Annotated in this window: 21 protein-coding genes and 1 pseudogene; 8 read left to right on the top strand and 14 right to left on the bottom strand. The window is 38.8% G+C overall.

The genetic code is table 11. The annotated features are described in order from the left end of the window. Window positions 1-15: 15 nt before the first annotated feature. Window positions 16-747, top strand: a complete 732-nt coding sequence (locus ACI7T6_RS04965) for a YebC/PmpR family DNA-binding transcriptional regulator (protein ID WP_404665279.1) — start codon at window positions 16-18, stop codon at window positions 745-747. Between the two features lie 82 nt (window positions 748-829). After that, the gene (locus ACI7T6_RS04960; RefSeq protein WP_404665278.1) at window positions 830-1,447 is read left to right on the top strand and encodes a hypothetical protein; all 618 of its coding nucleotides are present in this window, start codon (window positions 830-832) and stop codon (window positions 1,445-1,447) included. Between the two features lie 39 nt (window positions 1,448-1,486). Here ACI7T6_RS04960 and ACI7T6_RS04955 read toward each other — a convergent pair whose 3' ends face one another. After that, window positions 1,487-4,372 carry an insulinase family protein gene (locus tag ACI7T6_RS04955; protein ID WP_404665277.1) on the bottom strand — a complete coding sequence of 962 codons (2,886 nt, stop codon included), beginning with the start codon at window positions 4,370-4,372 and terminating at the stop codon, window positions 1,487-1,489. Window positions 4,373-4,749: 377 nt separating this feature from the next. Between ACI7T6_RS04955 and ACI7T6_RS04950 the strand changes: the two genes are divergently transcribed. Next, complete coding sequence (locus tag ACI7T6_RS04950) at window positions 4,750-6,759, top strand: hypothetical protein (protein WP_404665276.1); 2,010 nt, start codon at window positions 4,750-4,752, stop codon at window positions 6,757-6,759. Further along, window positions 6,756-10,682: a DUF4116 domain-containing protein gene (locus ACI7T6_RS04945; RefSeq protein WP_404665275.1), complete on the top strand. Its 3,927-nt coding sequence runs from the start codon at window positions 6,756-6,758 to the stop codon at window positions 10,680-10,682. Before ACI7T6_RS04950 ends, ACI7T6_RS04945 begins: the two co-directional genes overlap by 4 nt. Window positions 10,683-10,698: 16 nt before the next feature. Here the strand turns inward: ACI7T6_RS04945 and ACI7T6_RS04940 are convergent, their stop codons facing one another. The 9 genes from ACI7T6_RS04940 to ACI7T6_RS04900 form a co-directional block, all read right to left on the bottom strand. After that, window positions 10,699-11,712 carry a 1-acyl-sn-glycerol-3-phosphate acyltransferase gene (locus ACI7T6_RS04940; RefSeq protein WP_404665274.1) on the bottom strand — a complete coding sequence of 338 codons (1,014 nt, stop codon included), beginning with the start codon at window positions 11,710-11,712 and terminating at the stop codon, window positions 10,699-10,701. After that, the gene (locus tag ACI7T6_RS04935) at window positions 11,690-13,240 is read right to left on the bottom strand and encodes a ribonuclease E/G (protein ID WP_404666139.1); all 1,551 of its coding nucleotides are present in this window, start codon (window positions 13,238-13,240) and stop codon (window positions 11,690-11,692) included. The genes ACI7T6_RS04940 and ACI7T6_RS04935 overlap by 23 nt, the downstream gene beginning before the upstream one ends. Window positions 13,241-13,347: 107 nt before the next feature. Continuing rightward, on the bottom strand, window positions 13,348-14,340 hold the full coding sequence (locus tag ACI7T6_RS04930) for a phosphate acyltransferase (protein WP_404665273.1): 993 nt from the start codon (window positions 14,338-14,340) through the stop codon (window positions 13,348-13,350). Between the two features lie 41 nt (window positions 14,341-14,381). After that, window positions 14,382-14,564: a 50S ribosomal protein L32 gene (rpmF, locus tag ACI7T6_RS04925; RefSeq protein WP_404665272.1), complete on the bottom strand. Its 183-nt coding sequence runs from the start codon at window positions 14,562-14,564 to the stop codon at window positions 14,382-14,384. Window positions 14,565-14,607: 43 nt separating this feature from the next. Next, the gene (locus tag ACI7T6_RS04920; protein ID WP_404665271.1) at window positions 14,608-15,057 is read right to left on the bottom strand and encodes a YceD family protein; all 450 of its coding nucleotides are present in this window, start codon (window positions 15,055-15,057) and stop codon (window positions 14,608-14,610) included. A 39-nt stretch (window positions 15,058-15,096) separates the two neighbouring features. Continuing rightward, window positions 15,097-16,203 carry a lipid-A-disaccharide synthase gene (lpxB, locus tag ACI7T6_RS04915; protein WP_404665270.1) on the bottom strand — a complete coding sequence of 369 codons (1,107 nt, stop codon included), beginning with the start codon at window positions 16,201-16,203 and terminating at the stop codon, window positions 15,097-15,099. 53 nt (window positions 16,204-16,256) lie between these two features. Next, entirely contained in the window at window positions 16,257-16,964 is a 708-nt protein-coding gene (locus tag ACI7T6_RS04910; protein WP_404665269.1) for an alpha/beta hydrolase, read from the bottom strand. After that, the gene (pcnB, locus tag ACI7T6_RS04905; protein WP_404665268.1) at window positions 16,957-18,174 is read right to left on the bottom strand and encodes a polynucleotide adenylyltransferase PcnB; all 1,218 of its coding nucleotides are present in this window, start codon (window positions 18,172-18,174) and stop codon (window positions 16,957-16,959) included. Before pcnB ends, ACI7T6_RS04910 begins: the two co-directional genes overlap by 8 nt. A 28-nt stretch (window positions 18,175-18,202) precedes the next feature. Next, window positions 18,203-18,709, bottom strand: a complete 507-nt coding sequence (locus ACI7T6_RS04900; RefSeq protein ID WP_404665267.1) for a hypothetical protein — start codon at window positions 18,707-18,709, stop codon at window positions 18,203-18,205. Between the two features lie 253 nt (window positions 18,710-18,962). Between ACI7T6_RS04900 and ACI7T6_RS04895 the strand changes: the two genes are divergently transcribed. Next, window positions 18,963-19,646 (top strand): hypothetical protein, encoded by a 684-nt coding sequence (locus ACI7T6_RS04895; protein WP_404665266.1) that lies wholly within the window; start codon window positions 18,963-18,965, stop codon window positions 19,644-19,646. Between the two features lie 79 nt (window positions 19,647-19,725). Here ACI7T6_RS04895 and ACI7T6_RS04890 read toward each other — a convergent pair whose 3' ends face one another. From ACI7T6_RS04890 to rpmH, 3 genes and pseudogenes are all read right to left on the bottom strand, one after another. After that, entirely contained in the window at window positions 19,726-21,684 is a 1,959-nt protein-coding gene (locus ACI7T6_RS04890; RefSeq protein ID WP_404666138.1) for an ATP-dependent helicase, read from the bottom strand. Beyond that, window positions 21,653-21,937 (bottom strand): annotated as a pseudogene (rnpA, locus tag ACI7T6_RS04885) (ribonuclease P protein component); the annotation flags it as partial. The pseudogene rnpA and the gene ACI7T6_RS04890, both read right to left, overlap by 32 nt. Window positions 21,938-22,005: 68 nt before the next feature. Beyond that, window positions 22,006-22,140, bottom strand: coding sequence for a 50S ribosomal protein L34 (gene rpmH / locus ACI7T6_RS04880; RefSeq protein ID WP_404665265.1), 135 nt, complete (start codon window positions 22,138-22,140; stop codon window positions 22,006-22,008). A gap of 114 nt (window positions 22,141-22,254) precedes the next feature. Between rpmH and rpmJ the strand changes: the two genes are divergently transcribed. Next, entirely contained in the window at window positions 22,255-22,392 is a 138-nt protein-coding gene (gene rpmJ, locus ACI7T6_RS04875; RefSeq protein WP_404665264.1) for a 50S ribosomal protein L36, read from the top strand. Continuing rightward, entirely contained in the window at window positions 22,392-22,697 is a 306-nt protein-coding gene (gene rpsN, locus ACI7T6_RS04870; protein ID WP_404665263.1) for a 30S ribosomal protein S14, read from the top strand. The genes rpmJ and rpsN overlap by 1 nt, the downstream gene beginning before the upstream one ends. 104 nt (window positions 22,698-22,801) lie before the next feature. On the opposite strand, the gene ACI7T6_RS04865 is transcribed toward rpsN, so the two are convergent. Beyond that, window positions 22,802-23,821 (bottom strand): tRNA dihydrouridine synthase, encoded by a 1,020-nt coding sequence (locus ACI7T6_RS04865; protein WP_404665262.1) that lies wholly within the window; start codon window positions 23,819-23,821, stop codon window positions 22,802-22,804. 133 nt (window positions 23,822-23,954) lie between these two features. On the opposite strand from ACI7T6_RS04865, the gene ACI7T6_RS04860 reads away from it, so the two are divergent. Beyond that, entirely contained in the window at window positions 23,955-24,941 is a 987-nt protein-coding gene (locus ACI7T6_RS04860; RefSeq protein WP_404665261.1) for a type II CAAX prenyl endopeptidase Rce1 family protein, read from the top strand. Window positions 24,942-24,975: the final 34 nt, after the last annotated feature.

The raw sequence follows: 24,975 nt of genomic DNA, 5'->3' as shown, positions 1-24,975 counted from the left end.
TAAGGGATATTGGAAATGGCAGGGCATAGTAAATGGGCAAATATTAAACACCGTAAAGGAAGAGCTGACGCTGTGAAAGGGAAAATGTTTACCCGTGTCACAAAAGAGATCATTACAGCGGTTAAGTTAGGGGGCGTAGATCCTAAAGTCAATACAAGACTGCGGCTTGCTTTACAAAAAGCGCGTGAAGTGAACATGCCAAGTGACAACATTGAGAGAAACATTAAAAAAGCGACAAGCCAAGATCAAGCCGCATTTACCCCGATTATCTATGAAATCTATGGGCATGGGGGTGTGGGGCTGATTGTAGAGGTGATGACAGATAATAAAAATAGATCCGCCTCTGATATCCGGATTGCTTTGAATAAACGGGGAGGAAATTTAGCCACTCCTGGCGCTGTCATGTTTAACTTTGAGCATAAAGGCGTTATTGAAATGTTACGGAATCTAGAGCAAGAAGAGGCGCTTTTTCTAGCGGTTTCAGAAGCTGGGGCTGAAGATTTTGAAGTAGAGGATGAGTGTATCATGATCACCACACCTCCAGAGCTTCTTTACGGGGTTAAAGAGGTGGTTCATCACCTTTCTTTAACAGTAGAGTCTGCAGAACTGCAATATCTTCCTAAAGTTTGGGCAGAGTGCTCAGAAGAAGAGGAAAAATCTAATCAAGGGCTCATTGAATGGTTAGAGAATTTAGATGATGTCGATCATGTTTCTCATAATATGCATTTACATAAAGATTTGAAGTAAAATCTAGGTATTATCTTATGTATTTTTAATCGAAAGAGTTAAGAGAGATTTACGTAAAAAAAATACTCATTATAATGAAGGCATGGGAAATATATCAGCATGCATTACAACAGGCATTTTAGAGCCCAATAGGGCATATCAACCTTGCAAAGTAGAATACAGTTACCATCCTGAGAAAACCTTTTTTTCTAAAGTGTTAGATTTAACGGTAGAAGAGTGTCAAGAAGTGGATGCTCTTTTAACTGAAAGCTTTAGCTCTGCCCCTGATGAAACGGTTTGGAAACAAAGCCTACTCATGAAAATGGCACTATCACCTCGCATTCATGCGATGACCTTTATGCCAACTGCCAAAAGCTCACCGCATGTTCTTTTCATTCAAAAAATGCCCTCTTTAGAACAAATTCACTCTTTAATCGAAGAGAAAGAGGGAAAAAGAGTGATACAAAATAAGCATTTTACCTACATCACCGAAAAAAATATGGAGCCCTCTCTTGAAGGCATGGATGAGGCTCTCTACGATCAAATAAAAAAAATATTAACGATCTTTTTAAGAGATTCCACGACCTCTAGCTTAGAAATTGCCTATTTTGATCAACACGGTTACCCAGTTTTAAACAGGTGGAGTAAAAGAGAAGAAAATGAAGCGCAATTTTCCTCTCTTAAAGAAAATATTACACGCTCATTTGATGATCTCATGTAGTCTTTAATAAAGCACAACTTAAGTTTTTAAGGATCTTTTTTATCTTTCCTCTTTTGCTACGGAGGTAATGGTTGTAAAAACATCTTCTAGAGAAGACTCTTCTGTGAGGATATGGTAATGAAGAGCCTCCTCTTGAGATGTGAGTCCTTGGGCTAAAACAGCTACTCTCTTAAAGTTTTTCCGGGAAAGATCGTCATCTACCTTCAAAAGAAATGTCTCATAAGAGAGCGCCTCTAACGCCTGAATCCGTTTTTGTCTAAAGGCAAAATCTCCCTCTCGTTTAAAGGCAAGGGTATGAAGCTCTTCTGCTTTTAAAAAGAGCGTAAGAGGGGGGAGTCTCAGCTGCTCTTCTACCGTTTTTTTGAGCGTCATAAAACGGTCTAACGAGATTTTTTGCTTCAGCTCTCTTTTAAAATCTTCTAAGAAAAGCTCAAAGCGGTAGAGAAGTTCTTGCGGCGTATGCGTGCCAGATTGCACAGCAAAGAGTTGAAACAGGTGATGTTGCAGTTCAATGCCCCAAGAACTTGCGATATATCCTGTTTGCTGTTTTGAGCGTAGTGTATCAAAAAAATCGTCTTGAAGCGCGGTAGAAAGAATGCATTGAATGGCTTGATTTGTGAAAGAAAATGGTCCTTCATCAAGAGAGAGAAGCGCTCCATACCCTTGGACATCTGTGGGAATGAAAGAAATAAGAGGGGCGCGAGATGGCGTGCGCAGTTGGTAGTGAGGGTGAAGAGGGAGAGGGAATGAAGAAGAGTTCATCTCCTTTGTATAATCCTCTATGATAGCTTTTCCCCCTTCTTGAGAAATATTTCCATAGATCATCCCTTCTACATAACAAGCATTAAAAAGAGTCTTTAAAGCTTTTACCCCCTCTTCATAAGAGAGATTTTGAAGTACCTCAATTTTACTCATCATGGAAGGGTAAGGAGTTAAGAGTAAAGGGTTAAGGGAGTAAAGGGCTTGCCGAATCGGCAGCTCTTTAAAGCTATTTTGATAAGAGGCTAAAATGTGCTCTTTCATGACGTTAAACTGCGTAGGGGTTAGAGCGGGATTTTTAAGAGTTTGAAACACCTTTTGGCAAAGTAAAGGGAGTTTTTCGCTATACCCATAGATGGTTAACATATATTTAAAGTTGTCATGAGAGAGCTGGACATGAAGCCCTGCCTTTACAGCCATATCTAGCGTCTCTTCTAATGCATCAAGAAGCGCTAATTGATGGAGTGAGGCTGTCACTTGAGAAAGAGAAGATCCATCTAAAAAAGGGGTCCTTATATGCAAAATAACAGAGGTTTGAGGAAGGAGATAGTTTAAGTCTTGAAGAGCGTAAACTCTCCCCCCTTCTGTATTCATGATTAAAGTGGGGGACTCTTGAGTAGTTAGCGGCAAAAGATCTAAAGAGGCAGGAAAGTAGGGATTAGGAGGAGGGAGCTTAAAATCAGGAGAGGGTTTTATTTGAGACCACTTTATAAGGGTATCAGAGGGCACAGGAATGAGGGCATAAGAGGCTCTCATCCACTTTTCTTGAGAGGCGGGCTTTACGTGAGTGAGTGTTGAAGGGGCCATCACCATATAAATGCAGGAGTTAGGAGAGAGGGACTCTATAAGCTTTTGCATTTGTTCTGGTTGATAATTTAAGGGAAGAGTGGATCTTTCTGGATAAGAAGAAAGCGGCTCGTAGGTGAGCTCTCCTGCTATTTTCATCGCAAAAGAAAAGGCATCTTCTTGAGACTGATAGGTGTAATCGAGGATATGTTTTTGATAATATTCATCAAAGAGTGTTTTAGGAAGGCCTCTTTCTTGAAGAGAGGTGAGTGCTGTAAAAGTTTTTTGAATAATCACCTCTTTATTTTTGACTCCTTCTTCTGTTAGGGAAAAATCTAAACTTAAAACCGCGCAATCTACATTCAAATGGTCAATTGAGATATGAAAATCTTGAATGAGAGCCTCTTGTTTTAAAGCCTGAAAAAGACTATGAGTGCCTTGATAAGAGAGCACTCTTGCGAAAATGCTGGGGATATGACTGGTTTGATCTTTTGCAATAGTAGGGGGGATTTGCCAAATTAAAGAGAGCTCTTTTTGATCTTTTACGGGCTCTATATAAAGAAAATGCCCTTTTTGCTGATCGGAAAAGAGGGAAGTTGGAAACTGCTTTTGTTTTAGATGAATGTTGACAATAGGAGAAAAATTTGCCACCACTTCATCTCTTAATTCACTTAAGGTAAGGGGAGAAATGACCACTAAATGCATTTGATTTGCGCTGTAGTTTTCATGATACCACTTTTCAAGAGCTTCCCTTGGAATCCCAGATAGCGTCTCTTTATTCCCTGTAGAAAACTTAATATGCGGGTGAAGAGGGTTTGCTGTTTCTTTAAGAATCATATAAGAGCGCCACGCATCATTTTCAATATTTTTAGCATGCTCTTGATCAACCGCAATGAGCTCTCGGTTAACACTTTCTTGTCTTAAAAGCGGATCGATAAAAAAGTGAGAAAATCTCTTAAGCCCCTCTAGAAGAAAGGGATGCTGGATAGAAAATCCATAGACCGTTTGGTTGCACGCTGTATAAGCATTCATAGAACCCCCGTGATCGGATATAAACTGTTTATATTCAGATTCATGAGGGTAGGGTTTTGTTCCCATAAAAAGCATATGCTCTAAAAAATGCGCCATACCAGGATAGTTTTCAGGATCATCCCAAGACCCCGCATCAACAGAGAGGGCAGCGCACGATTCATGAGCTCCCGGGTGAGAGATTAAAAGCGCTTCTAAGCCATTTGCAAGCCGGATCTTAAGTGTTTTTATCCCTTGAAGATCAGGCGTTAAAATTTTAAGAGAAGAGGTGTCTTCAATGACCTCATAAGGAGCGCTTTGAAGAGGAGAAAGCATGATCCATCCTAAACATACAACAGCAATGAGGCGCATCATTTCTCCTTTTTTTGCATCATAGCAATGCAGCTTAATTACACGGTAGAGGAAACCTTGTCAGATGAAAAAGAGTCAAAGTATAGATCCATTACTACTTACAATAAACTTCCCCTGGGATTGAAATTTCTTTTGCTCAATTTAAAAAATAGATGTTGAAAAAAATGCATTGAAGTTGTGTGATGAGAGACGTTGTTAAAGAGTTTTTAAAACTAAAATAAGGGTTAAGGGAGAGAGGGTAGAGCGCTCTTCCTGGCTATAATTAAAGAGCAACACCTTCAGCAAAAAGGAAGCCATAACGCGTATTGATCTATAAGCTCTACATAGATAGGTGTGTAAGAAATACAATTTAATCAGTTTTATTATAGGAACATATCATGAGTTATCATTTCTCTTGTTTGGCTCTTTCTTCAGAAAAGCCCGTCCCTATTACCTCTTCTCTCACATTACAAGAAGGAAAGAGGCTTCTTCAGCAGCTGACTCCAGGAAGTCAAGAACACTTACAGTTACAAATAATTTTGCTTAAAACGGCAGGAATTTTTGAAATCACTGTTAGTGGTATATCTTATAAAATCAACACATTTTCAGATAAATCTAGACTTCTTGGAGGTGCTGGGGAGGGAGAGCTTATAAAGATGGGAAACAAAGTTCAAATTCCAGGACTTGATGGGGATGCAACCCTTTTAAAGGTAGGATCTCATTCGTTAAAGTTTTCTCATATTGTAGCCTTAGCTGGCGGGCTCTCTGTTATTTCAGGGGAGACAATCTCTTTTCCTGGAGGAGATCATCAAGCAAAAACGGCAAGATTTCAATATGTTTTTAATATTTTTAAGCAAATAGAGCCTAAAGAACTTGAAATATTCTTTTTCCTTATTATTCACAATCCACTTAATGCTATGGAGCCGTGCTGCTCATTTCGTGAATATAGTCATCTGATCGCTTTTCAGAATGCAAAAGCCTCTTATTCAAACCGTTACATTTATCATAGTGATCTTTTTGCAAAAAATGCCGAAGATGTTTATCAAATTGGACATACGTTAGCTCTTCAATTAGCAAAAGAAGCAAGCAAAACAAAAAGTCAGGAAAAACTCAAAGAGGCTTATGCCATTGATGCTTTTGCTTGTCACTTTCTCACGAATCTTTTTAAGAGTGGGCACATTCGCAATCAATATCCTGATCTCGAAACAATTTTAGTTAAAGAGTTAAAATTTACCGAATCGATGGGAAAAAAAATTGCAAAGGCACTCTCCAGTGTTCAACATGAAGAAGATAGAAAGGAGGGGCTTCAGGTTCAAGATCAAGAAGGAAAGACTTGGAGAACGCGAGAGGGACTCTTTACAAATGGCGAGAGCCGGGAGAATCAAAAGAGAATGATTGAAGTCATGCAGCAATCAATAGATGAGATTTATACAGCTTATAGTCACCTTAATGGAGAGAGTGTAAGTCCTATTGCTCATCTTACCCCCTACCCAACCAGTTCCAACCCAGCTCCTATCTATGAAATCAAAGAAAATGCTCTTATTCTTTATAATGGTCTTATAGCGCATCACGTTCAAAAAGGAATCTTTGCATTAAGAGATATTGTTTTATATGGGCTCAAATATTTACCTCAGACCTATATGCATATGCTTCTCTTTCCAGAGCAAGAATCTTCTCCTTGGATTCCTAAAATGTTTTTTCTGCAATTTGAGCGGATATCAGGATCTGTTTGGCAGGCGATAGGAAGTAAAGAGTATACAAACAATCTCCAATTGCATGATAAAACTCATGAAATGGGAGCTATCTTCAAACAGATTTACGATCATACCTCGCTGATCTTAAGCGATCTAAAAAATAATAATTCTAAATTTTTAGAAATTCCCTCAATGCAGCAATTAAATAAATCTATAGGAAAAATTAGAAATATTTTGAATGGATATCAACATTTTCCTGCTATGTGGTCAGATCATCTAGATGTACATACCAAGCAATTTTTTAAAGTACTTTATACGATACCCTCTATCTGCATGGAAATTAATGAGGATGGAAAGGGGATTTTTTTAACAGAATACATAGAAAAATGTATAGAAGATTCGCTTAATAAAAGTGATTTTGAAATTAAAATTCGTGCTACTTTGTGGTTTAGGCAAATTCTAGAGCTTCAGGCTCAGATATTTGCTTTGTACTTAAGCCTCAAGGCGCTTCATAATCAAGATGATGTCATTGGCTCGGAAGTGGAATCGTTTATTGGGAATTTAAAAAAACAGGTGGAAATAAATAAAGCCTTACTTGATGAAAAACTCATTGTGAGTTCTTCAAGTTATATCCACCTTCAACTTAAAAAACTTCTTTTATCACAGCAAAATGATTCTTGTTTAAATAAAAAAACATCAGGAGAAATTGTATGAATTCACTATTTTCTATCTTTTCTCAATCATCCACATATTGTAGCAAACAATATAAGCCTATTCCTCACTTTAATACCATTGAGGAAGGGGTACAATCTGTTAATCAATTATTGCAAAAAAAAATTCTATGTCATCACGATGTTACTCATTTAACTGAGGCGTATCAAAAGATTGATCAATTAGAAAGCGAAGCAAATATCATACCAGATCAAAATTCGTATACCATTTTACTTAAGCTCACTCAAAAAATTGAAGCTATGCGAGATATGAATCAAATTTCAGCTGAAGAGATCATTACTGCGCATCATTTGCAGAAATTTAAAGAAAATTTTATCGTACAAAGATGTACAGCTCTCTTAACTTCTATGACATTAACTTTAGAAAAAATTCAGGCTATTGCTACCCATCTTCCATTTTGTGATTCGCCAGGAGTTTTTAATAAAGATGTGAAAGCTCTTATTGGAAGTGATTATTCTGCCGATATTCAGGCAATCTTAAAAACTAAGAAAGATCAATTTTATAAATATCAAAAGATTGAGAAACGACAAGCTAGATTACAACAGCTCAAAATCCAAGATCCTTCTAACTATCCTCCTTATTTAGAAAAAGTTTTAAACGGAGGGTTTCTTTATCTCTATGACTACTTAATGGCTATGAAAAATCTTCCTACTCAAAAAGAGAGAGATGCTGCTGTGAAAAAACTTTCTTTCTCTTCTTTTACTCAGATTATTTTGGAATTTAGAGAAGCGATTACTCTAGAAATGAAGAAAATAATTCCTTCAGACAGTAAAAATATTGTGTTTCTCTTAGGAGATGCGGACTCTGAAAAATCAACTATTTTCTATTTTTTGCAAAATAATCAGTCGATATTTAGTGGAAACGATTATTCACTGTTTGCATGTCGAAATAATATTTTTGGTCATTATAAAAAACCCTTGTGCACTTTCTTCCCTAATATTACTGTTGTAGATTCAAACTTCGTACTTGTTGATTTTCCTAGATTTACTAATACTTATGGCCAGGTTATCTCGCTTGCTATTGAAATCACGCTGCGCACTGTAGTTGAAAAATATTCTCCTAAAATGCTCCTTTTAACTCCTATTACCGAAGTAGGAGTTACTCAGGCAAAACTTTTAAGTGAGTATGTAAAAAAAATATTAGGCACATTAGATCACTGTATTTTAGGATTAACAAAATATTCTCAAGATAGTGATTTCATTGCGATAAAAAACATTGAAAAAAAACAAAAAGAGGCATCTCTTCCTAGCCAAGAAGAATTGAGTTTAGAAAAAGATATTAAAGATCTATCACCTCTTATGCAATCTTCATTGATTATTCAAAATATAATCCATAATAAAAAAACACAGTTGGAAATGCTTCAACAAGCAAGGCATTCTTTTTCGATTAGTACACTTTCTAATATCGAAGAGACAAGGAAATTTTCCCAAGCACTTCAAGTTAAAGAAGATCATATTAAAATACAGACAGAGATACAGCATTTAATCTCTTTTCAAGATCATACAGATCAAAATAATTTAAATAAACTCATTGAAATTATTGGATTATTAGCGAAAGTCTCATTTTCTCCAGCATATGTGACTTTAGCGTCATCTGATAAAGATCTTATAGCTACTCTTTTTAAGAATAGCTTAGAAGAGATCGTTCGATTGAAAAATAATTCTACTTCTTCTTTAAATTCCGCTTATTCTCATGAAGCCATTCCTCAAGACCAATTATTAAAAAATATCAAATTATTTAAGCAAAATATTTTAAATTCAAGTTTAATCAATGCAATTTTATCGACATCTTATCCAAAAATTGGGGAGTTTTTTCACTTAAAGGAAATAAACCCTGCTCTTGTACAAAAATATGATAAGAAATTGATTACAGATTGCATCAATGACTATATAGATGTGGTGATCTATCACCTCCTTATAATAGAGAAAGGCATTCAAGAGATTTCAAAAGAACAGGATCAAGAGATTGAGCATGCCTACTTTTCATTCAGAGATTACATCCTCACTTTACTTAAGGGAATTCCTCAAGATGAAGATTGCATTAAACGAGAGCAAGCTTGGATATTACTGAAACATGAACATCAGAAACGGTTAGAGAAAAAAAAGGCAAGGTCTCCTCAGTGGATGGAGGCATCTCTATTAATACCTTATGGCATTTTTAATATATTCAAGGAAATTAATTTGGATCAAAAAAATATTGAGAATAATTCTCATGAATTATCTCAAAAAATCCAAAAATCTAAAGAAGCAATTCAGATATTAAAAGAGATTGAGCATATTGTTAAAAGGCAAGATGAGCTGATCCAGGTTTTTGCGTCTCATCCACTCTCTTTAGATTCTATATCTTCCCTAAGAGAGTCTATTGAAAATCAAATTGCTCAAGTAAAAATTGCGTACGGAGAAGAAGAGTGGGAAGAGAGGATTGTATTTCTTACAGATCAACTTGAGGCAGAGTTCTCTTCTATAAGACCAGGCTCTTCTCTAGGAGAAAATATCTTATATGCACTGATATCAAAACAAGTGTCATGGGAAAATTTACCGCCCTATTTTAATGAGGCTACTTTTCTTGCTCTTATCTATGCATCCATCACTTCTCAAAATAACTATCAAGATACTCTTTGTAAGTTAATTCCAGGGTGGAAAGCATCTAGTTATAAAGATCTTCATGTAAGTAATCTCACCTCTTTTTTTCATATCTCTTCTGTTACAAAAGAAGAATATACTTCGCTTCTCAATAAAGAGCATAAATTATTTGATAAATCTAATAGAAGTCCAACTTCACGTCTTTTACTTGGAGATGCTATCTATAGACTTTGGAAGAAGTTTTCTCTTACAAATGAAAATGAGAAGCTGCTGTCTTTTAATGATGCTAAAGATAGAGCAAATATTCTTGATGCAGTTCGTAAAAATGCATGGATACTGGAATATAGCAAAAAATGGTTGCATACTAATAAGGAATTTATTTTATCTGCTATAGAAGCCAATGAGGAAGCATTTAGATTTGCTGAGGATGCTTTAAAAAATAATAGAGAGTTTATTCTTGCTGCAGTACAGAAAAATGGAATGGCACTTAAGTATATAAGTGACACATTGAAAAATGATGAGGAACTTGTTCTTATTGCGATAAATCAAAATGAGTGTGCCCTTGAACACGCAAGTGGAGCATTAAGAAATAGTAGTAAATTTATGCTTACTGTTATGGAGAAGAATGGACCTGCACTGCAATATGCAAGTGAGGCATTAAAAAATGACAGAGAGTTTATCATGGCTGTAATGAAGCAACGTAGATCTAGAAATGTATATAGTGGATGGGCACTGCGCTATGTAAGTAAGACGTTAAAAAATGATAGGGAGGTTGTCTTAGCTGCAGTGAAGCGAGATGGAAGTACGCTTCTACATGCAAGTGAAGCATTAAAAAATGATAGGGAGATTGTCTTAGCTGCAGTGAATGAAGATGGATGCTCGCTTCACTATGCAAGTGAGGGATTAAAAAATGATAGGGAGGTTGCCCTAACTGCATTGAGGAAAGATGAACATGCATTTGAATATGTAAGTAATACGTTAAAAAATGACCGAGAGTTTATCATAGCTGCAATGAAGAAAAATGGGTATACACTGCGATATGTAAGTGAGATATTCAGAAGTGACCGAGAGGTTGTCCTAGCTGCCATTATGCAAAATGAACATACATTGCAATATGCAAATGAGACATTAAAAAATGATAGGGAAGTTGCCCTAATTGCTGTGAGGAAAAATGGATGTGCACTACAATATGTAAGTAATACGTTAAAAAATGATAGAGAGATTGTCCTAATTGCAGTGAAGCAAGATGGATGGGCGCTGCGCTGTGTAGGTGAGGGATTAAAAAATGACAAAGAGGTGATTTCTGCTGCTAATAGGCAGTAGTCACTGTACGCTTTAGCTATCTATTTTGATTAAGTAGAAGTTGATAGTTGGTATTGACTGTCTCCCAGATCTTTTGAGCCCTTTGTTCCCTGTAGAGTTTCTTATCTACAGGGGACATCTCTTGAGGAGCTTCCATCACAATTTCTTCACCAATCGCTAAATGAATGGAAGATCTTCTCACTTCTCTTTTTTCCCCTAACGCCAGTTGAATGGTCTTAGGAGGAGGAAGAAGATCATAGGTGAGAAGCGACATGGGGTAGAAATGAGTCTTTCGTTGAGCTTTTTGCGCCATCAAAAAAAAGAGCTCAATTGTTGAAGGGTCAAAAGGAGCTACTTCCACAATTCCTTTAGAGTTTAGGCGATCTCTTCCGCCACTTGGAGCCACATAGATCACTTTACCTCCCTCTTGAAAAAGCTGGCTCATTTTTTCCATGGTGCGTTTATTGTGAAGCTGCTTTTCGAGTTTTTTTTCTGGGGGGTGGTTTATATACCGTTTTGAGTAGATACAAAGAAGATTACGCCCTAAGCTAAACGGAATGGCAACAGGATCTGTGATGACTCTTTCTCCTGCAACAAAGATCATCTCTTCTGCAAATCCTGGATAGGTGTTATCAAGTAAAATACTTAACGCTTGAGGGTCTGCTTCAATTTGGTGATTTGCCAAAAAAACAACATTATCTCCTGCTTGGATTTGCTCTTGAATCTGTTTTAAGTGAGAGTGTCCTATCACTTTTGAGTGGTTGATATCAACTAATGGAGCGATGAACTCTATCCCGAATTTGTAGTAATCAAACGGCTCTTTGATCCTAATGTGATACGGAGCAAAGGTGTGAGGAGATAGACATTCTTTTTTAATCAGCTCTAAAAACAGTTTAAAGTTTTTAAGCGCAAGCTCTTTGTCACCCTCTTCTGAAAGAGCCTTCAAATAGCTTTGGAAAAAACCAGAAAGAATATCTTTTGTTTGTTCTAAAAGCCATTCGGAAGCGTGCATATCTTGAAGAGCTAAGTTAAATGTCGAGCTGTTTTCCATTGATTGTTGAATAAAATTGAAATTCATTAAGATGCAAGGAGTCGTCTGTTTTAATTTTTAAATCAGCATACAGCTTCTCAGCAAGCTTACTTAAATGGTTTTTATCGTGATGATCTAAGAAATGACTAAGAAGCGGGTGGCATACAAGCTTTAAGGCAAACTGCTCTTCTTGTTGAATAAGTCTTTTAAGGCATCTTTCAATTTCAATCGCAGTGCTTTCATGACTCTTTACCATGCCTACCCCGTTACAGTAAAGGCAGGGTGTAAACATCATCTGAGATAAAGACTCTCTATGACGTTGCCGTGTCATTTCAACAAGCCCAAATTCGCTCATGCCTAAAATGGTGCACTTAGCAGAATCGTCTTTCATGGCATCTTTAAGTCTTTCAAGAACCCTCTTTTGATTTTTTCGTAACCGCATATCGATGAAGTCACAGATGATAAGACCTCCGATATTACGAAGACGGAGCTGTCTTGCAAGTTCATCAGCTGCTTCCATGTTAATCCGCACAAGTGACTCTTCAACATCAGAGGTGGATTTTTTATCTTTACTTCTTCCTGAGTTGACATCAATGGTGAGCATCGCCTCAGTTCTGTCTAAGAAAAGGTAGCCCCCGCTTGGAAGCCAGATTTTTCTTCGGAGCGCTTTATCAATCTCTTTTTCAATCCCAAACCGCTCAAACATCGGGATTTTATCCCTATAAAGCTCAATTTTAAGATCAAGATCAACCCCGTATCTTGTGCTGAGATGTTTCATCCGTTTAAAAAGAGAGAAGTCATCCACAAGTATTCGGTGATACTTTTTATCAATCGCTGTGAGAAGCGCCCGTTTAATGAGATCAGACTCTTCAAAGAGGCAGACAGGTTTTTTTGATTTTTCAAACTTTTCCCGGATGTCTTTCCAGGTTTGTAGTAAATCATTCGCCTCTGCGATGAGCTGCTCTTCTGTGGCGTTAACGCTTGCCGTCCTACAGATTAGCCCCATATCTTGCGGCATTTCAAATGCTTGAATGAGCCGTTTAAGACGCTCTCTTGCAAGCCTATCTTCAATTTTACGGGACACACCGCGGTGCGGAGTGCTAGGGATTAATACAAGATATCTTCCTGCAATGGAGACATTAGAGGTGAGTCTTGCTCCCTTAGACCCAATCGGCTCTTTGACAACTTGAACCAAAACCGGTTGATCAGGCTTTAATATTTTGGCAATATCGATCTGTTTTTGTTGATGCGCTTTTTTCGCCTCTTGAGGGTCAGGTTTCATGTCAAAATCCATATCGAACATCTCTTGAAACTTCTGAGTGTTTTCGATGATGTCAGAGATGTGGATAAATCCACTTTCTCCTTCATTAATATCGATAAAAGCGGATTGGATATTGTGGAGAATATTTGTGACACGCCCTCTATAGATATTTCCTGTGAGAGGACGGCTTGTTTTACGTTCAACAATGAGGTCGTGAAGCTGACCATTTTTCAAAAATGCGCAACGCGTTTCCTTGGACTCAATGTTAATAAGAATTTCTTGACTCATGTATGCTTCTGGTTGAAGTATCATTTTACAACCCTAAGGCCTAAAATGCCAGGGAATCCCAAAGATGGTTAAAAAAAGAGAAAAACTTACTCCCAAGCGGCTTCTTTTCACACAAGATGCAACAGATGCGTACAAAAAGAAGAGAAGAACTGACTTTGAATTAAAAATGTCATTCTTTGAATACTGTATTTAAGATCTAGAGGGGTGAGGTTACCGTGACACTTGATGATGAGCCCTTTTGTCCCGCATAAAATCGCAGACCGCTTTTCTTGAGAAGATAAGGACGTATGAAAAGAGGTGATAAGAGATCTGTATTCTGTATTTTCTTGTAAAGAGAAGAGCTTATGTAAGAGAAAAGACGCGGCTGATTCTGCTGTTTTTAAAAACATATTTCCCATTAAGCCATCAGTTACCACCACATCGACTTTTCCATTAAACACATCTTGACTCTCGACATTGCCTTGAAAATGCTGACAAATTGACATCTCACTTAAGAGTTCTTTTAGGGAATTGCGGTGTTGAAGGGTTCCTTTAGCAGGCTCTATGCCAATATTTAAAAGACCCACGGTTGGAAACTTGATACCGCAGGTTTGTTGAAACGCGGTGCCCATTTTTGCAAGTTGCACCATGTGTCTTGGCTTGAGTGTTAAGTTCGCTCCCACATCAAGAACCACGATCTCATTTTTTTGAGTGGGTATTTGCGCTAAAAGAGAAGGTCTTTCTATCCCGGGAAGAGAGGGGAGTATTCTTTTAGCTGATAACACAAGAGCTCCTGTATTTCCTGCAGAAATCAGTCCGTCAATAGATCCTTCTGCAAGGTACTTAAGACCTATTAGTAAAGAAGACTCTTTTTTGGTTTTAAAGGCAATTTTGGGGTCATCTTGCATATGCACGGTTTGAGAGCAAGGAATGAGATGAAAATACGAAGGGAAGTAAGAGAGTAGGGAGGGGTGTAAAAAAACAGAAAAACGAGGGGATAGGGGATTTTTTGCTAGTTCAAGGAGCGTTTGAATAAGAGCAAGAGGAGGCGTATCACTTCCCATGAGATCAATTCCAATCCGAACGGGGGCGTTCAGCTCTTGGAGAAGAGGGAGAGTCATGAACTTCTTCTTGCTATCTTAATAAACGAGATGATTAGCTTTTATTCTGTCACAACTTTAATGACAGATCTGCCGTCATAATGACCGCAAGATTGGCAAACACGGTGAGGAATTCTCACAGCTTGGCAGTTGGTGCAAGAGATCACGTTTTTAGGGGTTTTAGCATGATGAGCACGCCGAGAATTTTTCCTAGCATTTGATAAACGATTACGTGGTACAGCCATTGATAGAAACTCCTTTCAAAAGGACGTTATTATACATAAGGCGTTACAACTCTGCAAATGGAAAGTTATCTGGAGGGGGAAGATCTTTTTTAACGTATTGATTTAAAACCGCTCTATGAGGGCAATTTCCTGAAGAACACTCTACAAATTGAGGGATCATCATCACAAGTTCTTCTCTTAACATTTCACTGTAATCAAAAATAGTAGAGGAAATATCTTCTAAAGGAATCGAAAAAGAGATATCAGAGTGATCTAAATTCACAGGGGTGAGCTGATTACAAATGGAGCACGGTATAGAAACTTGCGTAGAGACTTGAAGAGAGATCATTAAAATAGGATCCACGCAGTACGCTTTTCCTTGAATCACAATAGGATTTAGAGTTAAGAGATCCTCTTCTTCAATGCCTAAAAATGCACCTGGAAGCGTGAGCTCAATAAGCTCTTCTTCACCCTCTTTTAAACGATCTGTAAATATTTTTAAATTCTCTGTCATAACGCCTTATTTTATCTGATCTTCTTCTTAATACCAATCTTAAAAAATGCAAGCTAATAGCGCTCTTGCAGCTTCTTCGCTTGGATCTTGATGCGGCTTAAGTGTATTTCGAAGCATTTGACACTCATGACGGATCTTTTGAAGGTGTTCTGGATCATCTAATAACTCTATAGAGGCTTGAAGAAGTGCTGCATCATTTAAATGTGGACCAATCAGTTCAGGAAATAGACACTTTTGCATAATCAAATTAGGAAGGCTGTAATAGGGTAGATGAATCTTAAAAAGATAGGTGGCAAGAAAGACATCAAGCTTTGACATCTCGTAGGTCACAATTGTTGGAACCCCTCTTAAGGCAAGCTCTAAAACAATGGTTCCGCATTTAGCCACAGCAAAAAGCGGCTTCACTGTTTTCATGGCCTGTTGATCAAGGAGCTTAACATCTGGGTCTTTAACAAGATTTTCAATGAGGGGGCGGTATTTTTCTTGAGAGACAGACATCACAAATTGAAGATGAGGGCGCGTTTTTTTTAGCTGCTTCATTAACCTGACATAAAAGGGGAGATTCCTCTCAATTTCTTTTTGACGGCTTCCTGGGAAAAAAGCGATTTGATGAGAATTTAAATCCCTTTCATACGGGTTTTCTTTGATGAGCGGGTGACCGATATAGGTCACTTGAAGAGAAGTAGCAGAAAAAAGCGGTTTTTCAAAGGGAAAAAGCGTTAAAAGCAGATCGTAGTTATTAGCAAGCGTTTGGATTCTTTTTTTTCCCCACGCCCAGACTGAGGGACACACCACATGGCAGAGCTTGCCTTGAAACCCTTTTTTGCGTAGCGCCTTCGCAAGACGTAAATTAAAACCTGGGTAGTCAATTGTCACAACTAAGGGGGGATTGAGTGTCATGATGGTGTGAACAATCTTGTTAAAGATCTTGATTAAAGAGGGGATATGCCACGCAACATCGATAAATCCCATCACCTGGAGCTCTTCGGTGAGGTGATAAGCTTTTAGTCCCTCTTCCCTCATACGCGGCCCGCCAACCCCTTGAAAGGTAAGATGGCTATTTTGTTTTTTTAAAGCTGAAATTAAAGAGGCTCCTAACCGATCTCCGCTTAATTCTCCTGCGATGAAAAAGAGGTCCGTTGTCATTTGAGACTCCTACTTAAGTTAAAAGGTCATTGAGATGATCTATTTATCATCTCTTAAGAAACAAGCTGCTGAATTAACCATAGAGCTCCTTCTTCAAAAGAGAGAGGAGATGTTCCATGTCCATCTCTTCCAATCGAGGGGGTGATACGGAGTTCAATGGAAGGGGATCTAATCTGTTTAGAGGCAGCTAATTGAGAGAGGGTATGAAGCCATGTAAAGCAGTGAGATGTGCTCACTCTTTTATCAAGATTTCCGATATAACACCGTATTTTTTTCATGTAGAGTTTTTCTGCTAAAAGAGGAAGGTCCCATCTCTTGGGGACATGATCTCCTAGTAAGAGGACACTATTTAAATGGGTAAGCGGAGCAAATCCTAAAAATACCTTTATCCACTCTAGCTGAGAGGCGATATGGGCTGCAATAAAAGCGCCTCTAGAAAGCCCCATGACAGCAGCTGTTGTAATCAGATTTGAGGCATAAAGCGTATTTAAGTAACTGATCACTTCGGTAATAAACGGATCAATAAAGAAATGGTGGCTATTTAGCTTTAGAGCCCACTCTTCCATGGCTTTTTGAGGAGAAAGTGTTTCGTGATAAGGAAGGGTGATGGAAAAGACCCTAATACCTGCTTTAATAAGAGGAATAACCGGGGCATTTAAAGGGTCTAATTCAAGAGAGTCTTCTGCTCTTAACGTGAAGTAAAACACTGCCGGGCAAGGGCCCATTTCAAGCTGCGGACCGGCATGTTTGACATCAAGCATAAGAGGATTTACTTTTCTTTTGGAAGTGATTAAGAGGCAATTTTTCATACGCACTTTGCCACTTATTGAAGGTGGATTTAAGCGTAGGATCTAAATGCGATCTTAACTTAAAGAAGGTAAGAGCATAGGTAAATTCAGGATCTCTTGGAATCCGAATTTTTAATGTCTTAGAAGGGTAAAGAGGCTTGATACGGAACTGCGCTGTTAAAATCGCTGTTACCTGCATCCTCAGTTTTCTAGGGATTAAGAAAAAGGGGTGAAATAGCTGAGAAATCACCGATTGGACTTCATCATACAGCTCAGGGGCAGAAAGAGATTTTTTACGGTCTAAGAAGTGGATTTTTAGAGATTTTTGCAAGAAGGGAAAGCAAAGCGCTGCCAGAAGAATGGATCTATCTAGCGGCTCAGTTTTAATCAAAAGATCGATCTCACAGAGAAGATCGAGTGTATCTTCTCCTTCAAGAGAGGAGAGAAAGTGAGAAAATTCTGGGATGAGAAGCTCAAAAAACCTGTGCTCATGCATGAGATCAATGAACTTTTCTGCATACCCAGATTCTAGCATCTTCAGAATCTCTTCAAAGACTCTAGCTTGTGAGCTTTTCGCAAGTTCTGGGTAACACTCAGCTAATGCAAGGGTAACCTCAGGATCAATCGTAAAATCAAAACGGGCCTGAAATTTTAATAACCGGATCATCCGGACAGGGTCTTGTTTAAACCGAAGAAAAGCTAATCCCACAGTCCTGAGGTATTTTTTCTTGATATCCGCATACCCTCCCACAAAGTCAATCACCGTATGACTCACAGGGTCATAAAAAAGGCCGTTCATGGTGAAATCTCTTCGCAAAACGTCTTGTTCAGGTGTTCCCCACACATTATCTCTTAAGATCAGTTCTTCAGATTCATTATCTCCTGAGCGGAAGGTAGACACTTCAAACACTTTGTTTTTGAAGCGAATATGGGCTAAGCGGAACCGTCTTCCAATGAGAAGACACTGCCCTTTAAAGAGCTGTTTAATTTGTTCAGGGGAGGCAGATGTGGAAATGTCGTAGTCTTTAGGGGTAATCCCTAAGATTAAGTCACGGACAGATCCTCCCACAAGGTAAGCAATATACCCTGCATTTTGCAAGGCATAGATGACTTTAAGAGCGTCAGGGTCACAGTCACTTTGATGGAAGGAGTGTTGATCAGCAGTATAGATTATTGGATTCATAAAAAATTTAAGATAAGACGATTTTAACTTAAACCGGCTTTTTTGAGTATGTCCCAATTTGCGGCCCGTAAGAAATGGATAAAGAATTTTTTTGTAAAAAGTCTTCTTTCCAGTAGTAGTTGTCTAAAATCCCTGTGGTATTTCTTCCTAGCAAGGTATAAGCAATAAAAAGCGCTTCTACAGAAGCGAGACCCCGGGTAGGATCTGGGCAATCGAGTTGTCTTCTGGGATAAGCGGTTTGAAAATGAGGGGGCAAACTCCGGTAAATGTAAGAGGGGTTTTGAGGAACAGTTTTTCCCATGACCCCTGCATATCTCCAGGTGCCATCAATGATAAAAAGAGAGTGATGTTGATCTTGCTCAGTTAAAAGAGGCGCATCAAATGTCAAAATGCATAAGTTTTCTAAAGGAGCAAGAGATGCCTCTGGATAGGTGAGAAAACAGATGTCAGCTCTGTTTTCTAACCCTCTTAAGGAACATTTTTTAAGATTTTCTTTTTTATGACGTAAAATAATTGTTGGAATAAAGTAAACCATTTTTTATATGTACCGCTAATGCACAGGGTGAGGAAATTTTCTTTAAAGGTAGCAGTATATAGGAAAATAAAGATGCTGGATATCTTAACTTTTTGAGGTCCCCCAAGGATCAAGAAGAGAGAGTTTTTTTAGAAAAGGTTAGAAAGAGGAATGCATTGATAGAGTATTTACAAGGTGTTGAAAGAGAAAAATACCTCTTGAAAAAGCTTTACGCTTTTAAGAGAAAAAGAGTTTGTTATCAAGAGTGTGATGCATGAGAGAAGGGGTGATGACGGGCTGCTCTGCAGCAAGAGAATGGATGCTTCCCTGGTGGTTTGAAAACTATCAAAAGCATCACACCCTTCCTGTTGTGTTTGCCGATTTGGGGATGACACAGGCAGCTAAGGAGTGGTGCCGGGCAAGAGGTGTCCTTTTATCTTTAGATCAGGAAAAAAAGAGGCTTTTAGGGATTCAACAAGAAAAAGAAACTCATGATCTCTTAGGTCAGCTACTTGCTTTGATGAAGACTCCATTTCAAAAAACGATTTGGCTTGATTTAGATTGTGAAGTGGTGGGGGCTTTAACCCCTATGTTTCATAAGATGCACTCAAGAGCTTTATTTTCTCTTATGAAAGAAAGAGATCCCCTTTCAGGAGAATTTATCTATAATACAGGTGTCATTGTGTATGATCAATCCTCTCGTATTTTAGAGATGTGGCTAGAAAGAGCGCTCTCTTTTCATCACAGTAAAGAAAGAGGTAAGGAGATCCTTGGCACCCTTATTCAAGAAGAGGCCGTAGAATTTACCGAGCTTCCCTCTAAATATAACTGGGATATGCATTTAGGAATTCATCCAGAAGCTGTGATTTTGCATTGGAGAGGGGATTGGGGGAAGAGAGTGATTTGGAATAGCATAAAGAGGTGGAATTTAGGAAAGCAATCATGTCTCAAATTTTAGCTTAAAAATTTTCCCGTTGAAATGAGGAGGGGGGCTTTTTTGTGAATAACGGTTTTACAACAAGGGAAAAAACCTGTTTTTATTCAAGAGGAGGGAGCCACTTAAACGATTTGATTTCGATCAGCTCTTTAGGGATTTCAAATAGAAACCGGGAGGGGCTCATGGCTGTTTTTTTTCCGTGCCGCATCCGGTTTCTTGACATGGAGATGACAAGCTGCTTTTTAGCTCTTGTCATCGCGACATACATGAGTCTTCGCTCTTCTTCAAGTCCATTTTCTACAACGCTTTTTTCATGAGGCATAATTTGATCTTCAAGCCCTACAAGAAAGCAGACGGTAAACTCGAGTCCTTTAGCCCCGTGAAAGGTCATGAGAGTGGTTTGATCTTTGGATTTAGATTTGCTGGATTTAGGAAAAGACGACTCATCTAAGGTTAAAGAGGTGATAAACTCTTGAATATCTGGGTATTGATCGACTGAATCGATTAAAGTTGTGATATTTTCCCACTTAAATTCCCGCATTTTTTCACTTTTCACTTCTTCATGAATCGCTTTTTGATAGTTAACAATCTCGATTAGCCACCGAAGGGTGTCAGAAAAAGGGGGCGATTTAATCTTTTCTTGCCCCTCTTTAATAATGCGCATGAAGTTATGAATTCCCTTCACTCCGCGCTCAGAAATTCCTTCACAAGAATCAATTGTTTCTAAAACCTCCCAAAGAGAAATGCCCAGCGATCTATTTTTTTTTGTGAGGGTGTCAAGTGTATCATCTGACACGCCCCGTCTTGGAACATTGATGATTCTTAAAATAGCCTCTTGATCTTGCGGATTGATCATGACTCTTAGATAAGCAAGAAGATCTTTCACCTCGCTTCTTGCAGAAAACTCTGTCCCTCCAATCACTTGATAAGGTATCCCTCTTTTCCACGTGCCGCCCTCATTCCAGCTAGCTTGCATGAGCGCCATTTCAAACGGTTTAGCAAGTAAGTTAGACCTGTAAAGGATCGCCATTTCCCCCCAAGGGATATTTTTTTCACTATGATACCAAATCATCCGGTCAATCACAGCAGCTGCCTCTTCTTCTTCAGACGGGGCGTGAAACACCTCTATAGGGCTCCCTTTAGATTTTGCGCTCCAGAGATTTTTTGCATGTCTTTCGGTGTTATTTTGAATGACACGGTTAGCAGCTTCTAAGATGGTTGGAGTAGACCGATAGTTTTGCTCAAGTTTAATGGTGGTATCTGCTGTAAATTGGAGTATATTTTTAATATCTGCTCCTCGCCATCCGTAAATGGCTTGATCATCATCTCCTACAACGCAGAGGTTTTTATGTTTTTCACTCAGCAATTTTGAGAGCCTATATTGCACCATATTGGTGTCTTGATACTCATCAATCATGATGTAGCGAAACTGCGTTTGATAAAGCTCTAAAATGGAGGGGTGCTCTTCAAAGAGCTGAAGTGTCAGAAAAAGAAGGCTATCAAAATCGACAGCATTACACGCTCTCATCGCAATTTGCAATTTATGATAAAGCGTCTTAGAAAGCGCATCGGTTTGCAGGAGATCTGGGTGTATGCCGTTATTTTTAGCCTCTGCAATGACCCCAATCACAGTCTCTAAAGAGGGGAGATCTCCATCATGAGAGAGCTCTTCTCTAGCCAGTTGATTAAGAAGTCTTCTCACTTCTTTTTCATTATAGAGGCTAAACGTTGATGTAAACCCCAGAGCAAAGATGTGCTTACGTAAAACGCGCATGCAGAAGCGGTGAAAGGTGGAGAGCTGCAAGAGTTTGGCGTCTTTTACAGAGATCATCGAAGAGACACGGTTTAACATTTCTTCTGCTGCTTTATTCGTAAAGGTGAGTCCCAAGATAGCAGAAGAGGGTATCTTTTTATCTTGAATGAGGTGAGCAATACGGTGCGTAATGACACTTGTTTTACCGCTGCCAGCCCCTGCAAGAACAAGGACATGTCCCTCTGTTGTGTGAACCGCTCGTTGTTGTTCTTCGTTAAGCATGGCAGTAGAGCCGCTGAATCTCATCAAAAAGGAGCCTAAAATCGGTGACAACTTGGAGATATGTGGGTGCTAATCCCGGATCTTTGGGGAAAATGTTAAGAGAGATGCGCTGATCAAGCTTACTATGTTCCTGACGGAACACTTCTCTTACGCGTCTTTTAAATAAATTGCGCAGGACTGAATTCCCAAATCGTTTGGACACAGTCATGCCAAGACGAGAAGGCAAGCTTTCTTCAACCATCCATTGAAAGGAGAGAAATTTTCCCTGAAACCGCTTTCCTTCACGTTGAACCCTTTTGAAGTCATAACGGGACCTTAAGCGGTGTTTCTTAGAAAATGTATGGGTTAAACGGACAGCCGTTTGCGACCTCTCCGACGACGACGGTTAATGATTTCACGCCCTTTGGCAGTCTTCATTCTTTTACGAAAGCCACATGTTTTTTGTCGCTTACGTTTGCTAGGTTGGTATGTTCTTTTCATAATTTTTTCTCACAAAGTATGTTAACTGATTCGAAGAAAATCACTCAAGTAAAACTTGTTGCAATGAAAATAAAAGAGAGACTACAATGATCACATCTTTATAAAAAGGAACGTATGAAAGTCCGAGCTTCGATTAAAGCCGACCCTTCCAAAGGCGATAAGATAGTCCGTCGAAGAGGTCGCATTTACGTGATTAATAAAATTGATCCAAACCGTAAACAACGGCAAAAAGGTCCAGGGAGAAAGAAATAATGGCTCGAAAAGGTTCGATCGCAAAAGAAAAAAGGCGCCAAGTTCTCGTTAAACAGAAATGGGAACGTCGTCAACAGCTGAAAGAAATTGTGAAAAATTTTTCCTCAAGTGACGAAGAGCGGCTTGTAGCTCAAATCTCTTTAAATAAGCTTCCTAGAAATTCTTCGCCGGTCCGCCTTAGAAACCGTTGCCAGTTTACAGGAAGATCAAGAGGATTTCTCCGTAAGTTCAAGATGTCACGGCTTTGCTTTCTTGAGATGGCACGCCACGGTTACATCCCAGGTATTACAAAAGCTAGCTGGTAGTTTAAACCTTTCCAGTTGTTTGATAAAGCCTTGGAGCTCTTCTAGCTCCAAGGCTTATTTTTTTGCCCTTTTCACTCTGTTTTTTTCTTTAGTTGGCTTTTTCTTTACAGAGAAAAATCGCCATATTCTTTTAATAAATCTTTTGCAAATTGAAGAAACTGCGCTAAATCCTCTGGTTGCTGCGTTAAAACAAGGGACTTTCTTTCCAGTAAAGCAGCTGTTTTTCTAAATAAAAAGCTAAAAAGTTGCTTAAGTTTACTTGCTCTATTGCGTAAAGGAGCCTCTAAAGAGAGCCCTGCTGCAAAAATATCTAGAAATAAAGAAAGCTTATCCCAAGAGGAAGGGTAGATTTTTCCCTCAAAAGACGCTTGAATCTCTTGAAAGATAAACGGATTAATCACAGAGCCTCTTCCCACCATTAAAGCGTCACACTTTGTCTCTTTCAGCATCTGATGCGCGTCATGAGCGGTTAAAATATCGCCATTTCCCACAACGGGGATGGTGAGAATGGATTTAGCATAAGCAATGAATTCCCACTTAGCAGGAGGGCCATAGCCATCTACTTTTGTTCTGGGGTGGAGTGTAAGAAAAGCAATACCGCTCTCCTCTGCAGCTAGAAGGTTTTCTTGGATTAAAGAGGTGTCTTCATACCCTGAGCGCATTTTAACAGTTACAGGAATATCTACTGCCTTAACAAGCGCATGTGCAATTTGATAAAGAGAAGAGGGGTTTTTTAAAAGAGAGGAGCCGGCTCCCTTACCGACAACTGTATTAGAAGGGCAGCCGCAATTAAGATCAATCCGCTTTGCTCCTCTTTTCTCCAGCTCTTTTCCCATCTCTGCAATCCCTTCCGGATTTGCTCCCATCACTTGAGCAGCTAACGGGATAGACCCTAGCTCTTTGGCGTCATACCCTTTTGCAAGACTTGCGACATGAGCATTTTGAGGCACCCGGATAAATTCTGTGACCGCTTCATTAAACCCTCCAATGGAGGCGATTGCTTTTCTAAAGGTGGGGTCAGCTACGCCCTCCATAGGGGCAAGAAAAAGGTAAGGGCAACCATTTGGGTTAGAGGGAAGAAGCGTCATGAAAAAATTATGAAGGAGATTTAAGATGTTGTCCATACAATTTTATGACTATTAAAGACATTAAAGTGAGGAGTTAATTTCAAAAGGTTTTGTTTTTAATTAAAAATATTAATTACATTAAATGATTTTATAATTAAAATAAAAATTAGAGTAAGGGAAGGGGAGAGATATGCAAATTGTAGGTCAGTACCACGCTGTAGGGCAAAATCCATCTTTAAGCGCTTTAAATCATGCAAATATAGAAGTTTCTAAAGTATCTAGGGTGTGGAATATGGCTAAGCCTTGGATCTCAAAAGTTATGGAAATGCCTCAGCTAAAAGAGATTGCACTGAGTTTGATGCCTATTGAAGTGGTTGGGGTCGCCACTCTTATTAAGGCAGTGAGTGAGCTAGAAAATGGCAATCAACAAGAAACGCATCATGCCATCGGTAACACAATAAAAAAGTATGTCCCCTCTATTGTCATTGATGCATTAGGGAAGGTAGCGATTTCTACATTAGCTCCTGTAATGGCTAAAGTACACCACGGGGTTAATAGGGTCCGAGAAAAAATCACAGGAAGAGAAGACTTGAGCTTTGAGAAAATACTTCTTCTTAACGAAGGAGAGCGGATGCGAGCAATCACAACAGTTGCCATATCTCCTGTTGTAGAAGAGTCTTTGACTCAAGGGATGCGAGAGTTAAGTATTCTAGCAACGCAGTTAGCTGTAGGGTTTTTAACAGATTTATCAGGGATTAAGATCGATTCTGCAGTGATGCAATCTCTTGCTGTGAATTTAGGGCATGTGATCACGCAGCTATTTAGCACTATTGGACCCGAGCAATTAGCTTTAAGTTATTTGACAGATTTATCAGGAATCAAGATTGACCCTACAGCTATGCAGTCGCTTGCTGTGAATCTAGGACATGTGATCACGCAGCTATTTGGTATTGTTGGATCTGCAATCACATTTGGACTAGCACACGAAAACAATATTGATAGTGAAAATTTTAGAAAGGTGTTTGTCCCTGGATTGATGTATTCCTTGATGTATACTGAAAGAGGGCTTTTCTCTGCCATTGCAACACATTCACTCTATAACATATCACTGATTATTAAAGATCTCATCATCCCTAGGTTACAAGAAATGCAGGGCCTAGGGCAAGGAGTCACTTAAAATGTGACTATGCCTTCAATGCATTGCATAGAAG

Origin of the sequence: Rhabdochlamydiaceae symbiont of Dictyostelium giganteum (genome assembly GCF_964291045.1) — a bacterium.
GTDB lineage: Bacteria > Chlamydiota > Chlamydiia > Chlamydiales > Rhabdochlamydiaceae > PALSA-1444.
The sequence above is the reverse complement of the archived record's forward strand: the minus strand, read 5'-3'. Positions and strand labels throughout refer to the sequence as shown.

Coding starts and splice junctions, on each gene's coding strand:
- pcnB (WP_404665268.1), bottom strand. CDS start 18,174: ATGAATCCAATAATCTATACTGCTGATCAACACTCCTTCCATCAAAGT.
- ACI7T6_RS04920 (WP_404665271.1), bottom strand. CDS start 15,057: ATGACAGAGAATTTAAAAATATTTACAGATCGTTTAAAAGAGGGTGAA.
- ACI7T6_RS04945 (WP_404665275.1), top strand. CDS start 6,756: ATGAATTCACTATTTTCTATCTTTTCTCAATCATCCACATATTGTAGC.
- ACI7T6_RS04890 (WP_404666138.1), bottom strand. CDS start 21,684: ATGAGATTCAGCGGCTCTACTGCCATGCTTAACGAAGAACAACAACGA.
- rpmJ (WP_404665264.1), top strand. CDS start 22,255: ATGAAAGTCCGAGCTTCGATTAAAGCCGACCCTTCCAAAGGCGATAAG.
- rpsN (WP_404665263.1), top strand. CDS start 22,392: ATGGCTCGAAAAGGTTCGATCGCAAAAGAAAAAAGGCGCCAAGTTCTC.
- rpmF (WP_404665272.1), bottom strand. CDS start 14,564: ATGGCTGTACCACGTAATCGTTTATCAAATGCTAGGAAAAATTCTCGG.
- ACI7T6_RS04940 (WP_404665274.1), bottom strand. CDS start 11,712: ATGGAAAACAGCTCGACATTTAACTTAGCTCTTCAAGATATGCACGCT.
- ACI7T6_RS04955 (WP_404665277.1), bottom strand. CDS start 4,372: ATGCGCCTCATTGCTGTTGTATGTTTAGGATGGATCATGCTTTCTCCT.
- ACI7T6_RS04950 (WP_404665276.1), top strand. CDS start 4,750: ATGAGTTATCATTTCTCTTGTTTGGCTCTTTCTTCAGAAAAGCCCGTC.
- ACI7T6_RS04900 (WP_404665267.1), bottom strand. CDS start 18,709: ATGGTTTACTTTATTCCAACAATTATTTTACGTCATAAAAAAGAAAAT.
- ACI7T6_RS04935 (WP_404666139.1), bottom strand. CDS start 13,240: ATGAGTCAAGAAATTCTTATTAACATTGAGTCCAAGGAAACGCGTTGC.
- rpmH (WP_404665265.1), bottom strand. CDS start 22,140: ATGAAAAGAACATACCAACCTAGCAAACGTAAGCGACAAAAAACATGT.
- ACI7T6_RS04965 (WP_404665279.1), top strand. CDS start 16: ATGGCAGGGCATAGTAAATGGGCAAATATTAAACACCGTAAAGGAAGA.
- ACI7T6_RS04910 (WP_404665269.1), bottom strand. CDS start 16,964: ATGCTTGATGTCAAACATGCCGGTCCGCAGCTTGAAATGGGCCCTTGC.
- ACI7T6_RS04865 (WP_404665262.1), bottom strand. CDS start 23,821: ATGGACAACATCTTAAATCTCCTTCATAATTTTTTCATGACGCTTCTT.
- ACI7T6_RS04860 (WP_404665261.1), top strand. CDS start 23,955: ATGCAAATTGTAGGTCAGTACCACGCTGTAGGGCAAAATCCATCTTTA.
- lpxB (WP_404665270.1), bottom strand. CDS start 16,203: ATGACAACGGACCTCTTTTTCATCGCAGGAGAATTAAGCGGAGATCGG.
- ACI7T6_RS04960 (WP_404665278.1), top strand. CDS start 830: ATGGGAAATATATCAGCATGCATTACAACAGGCATTTTAGAGCCCAAT.
- ACI7T6_RS04930 (WP_404665273.1), bottom strand. CDS start 14,340: ATGACTCTCCCTCTTCTCCAAGAGCTGAACGCCCCCGTTCGGATTGGA.
- ACI7T6_RS04895 (WP_404665266.1), top strand. CDS start 18,963: ATGAGAGAAGGGGTGATGACGGGCTGCTCTGCAGCAAGAGAATGGATG.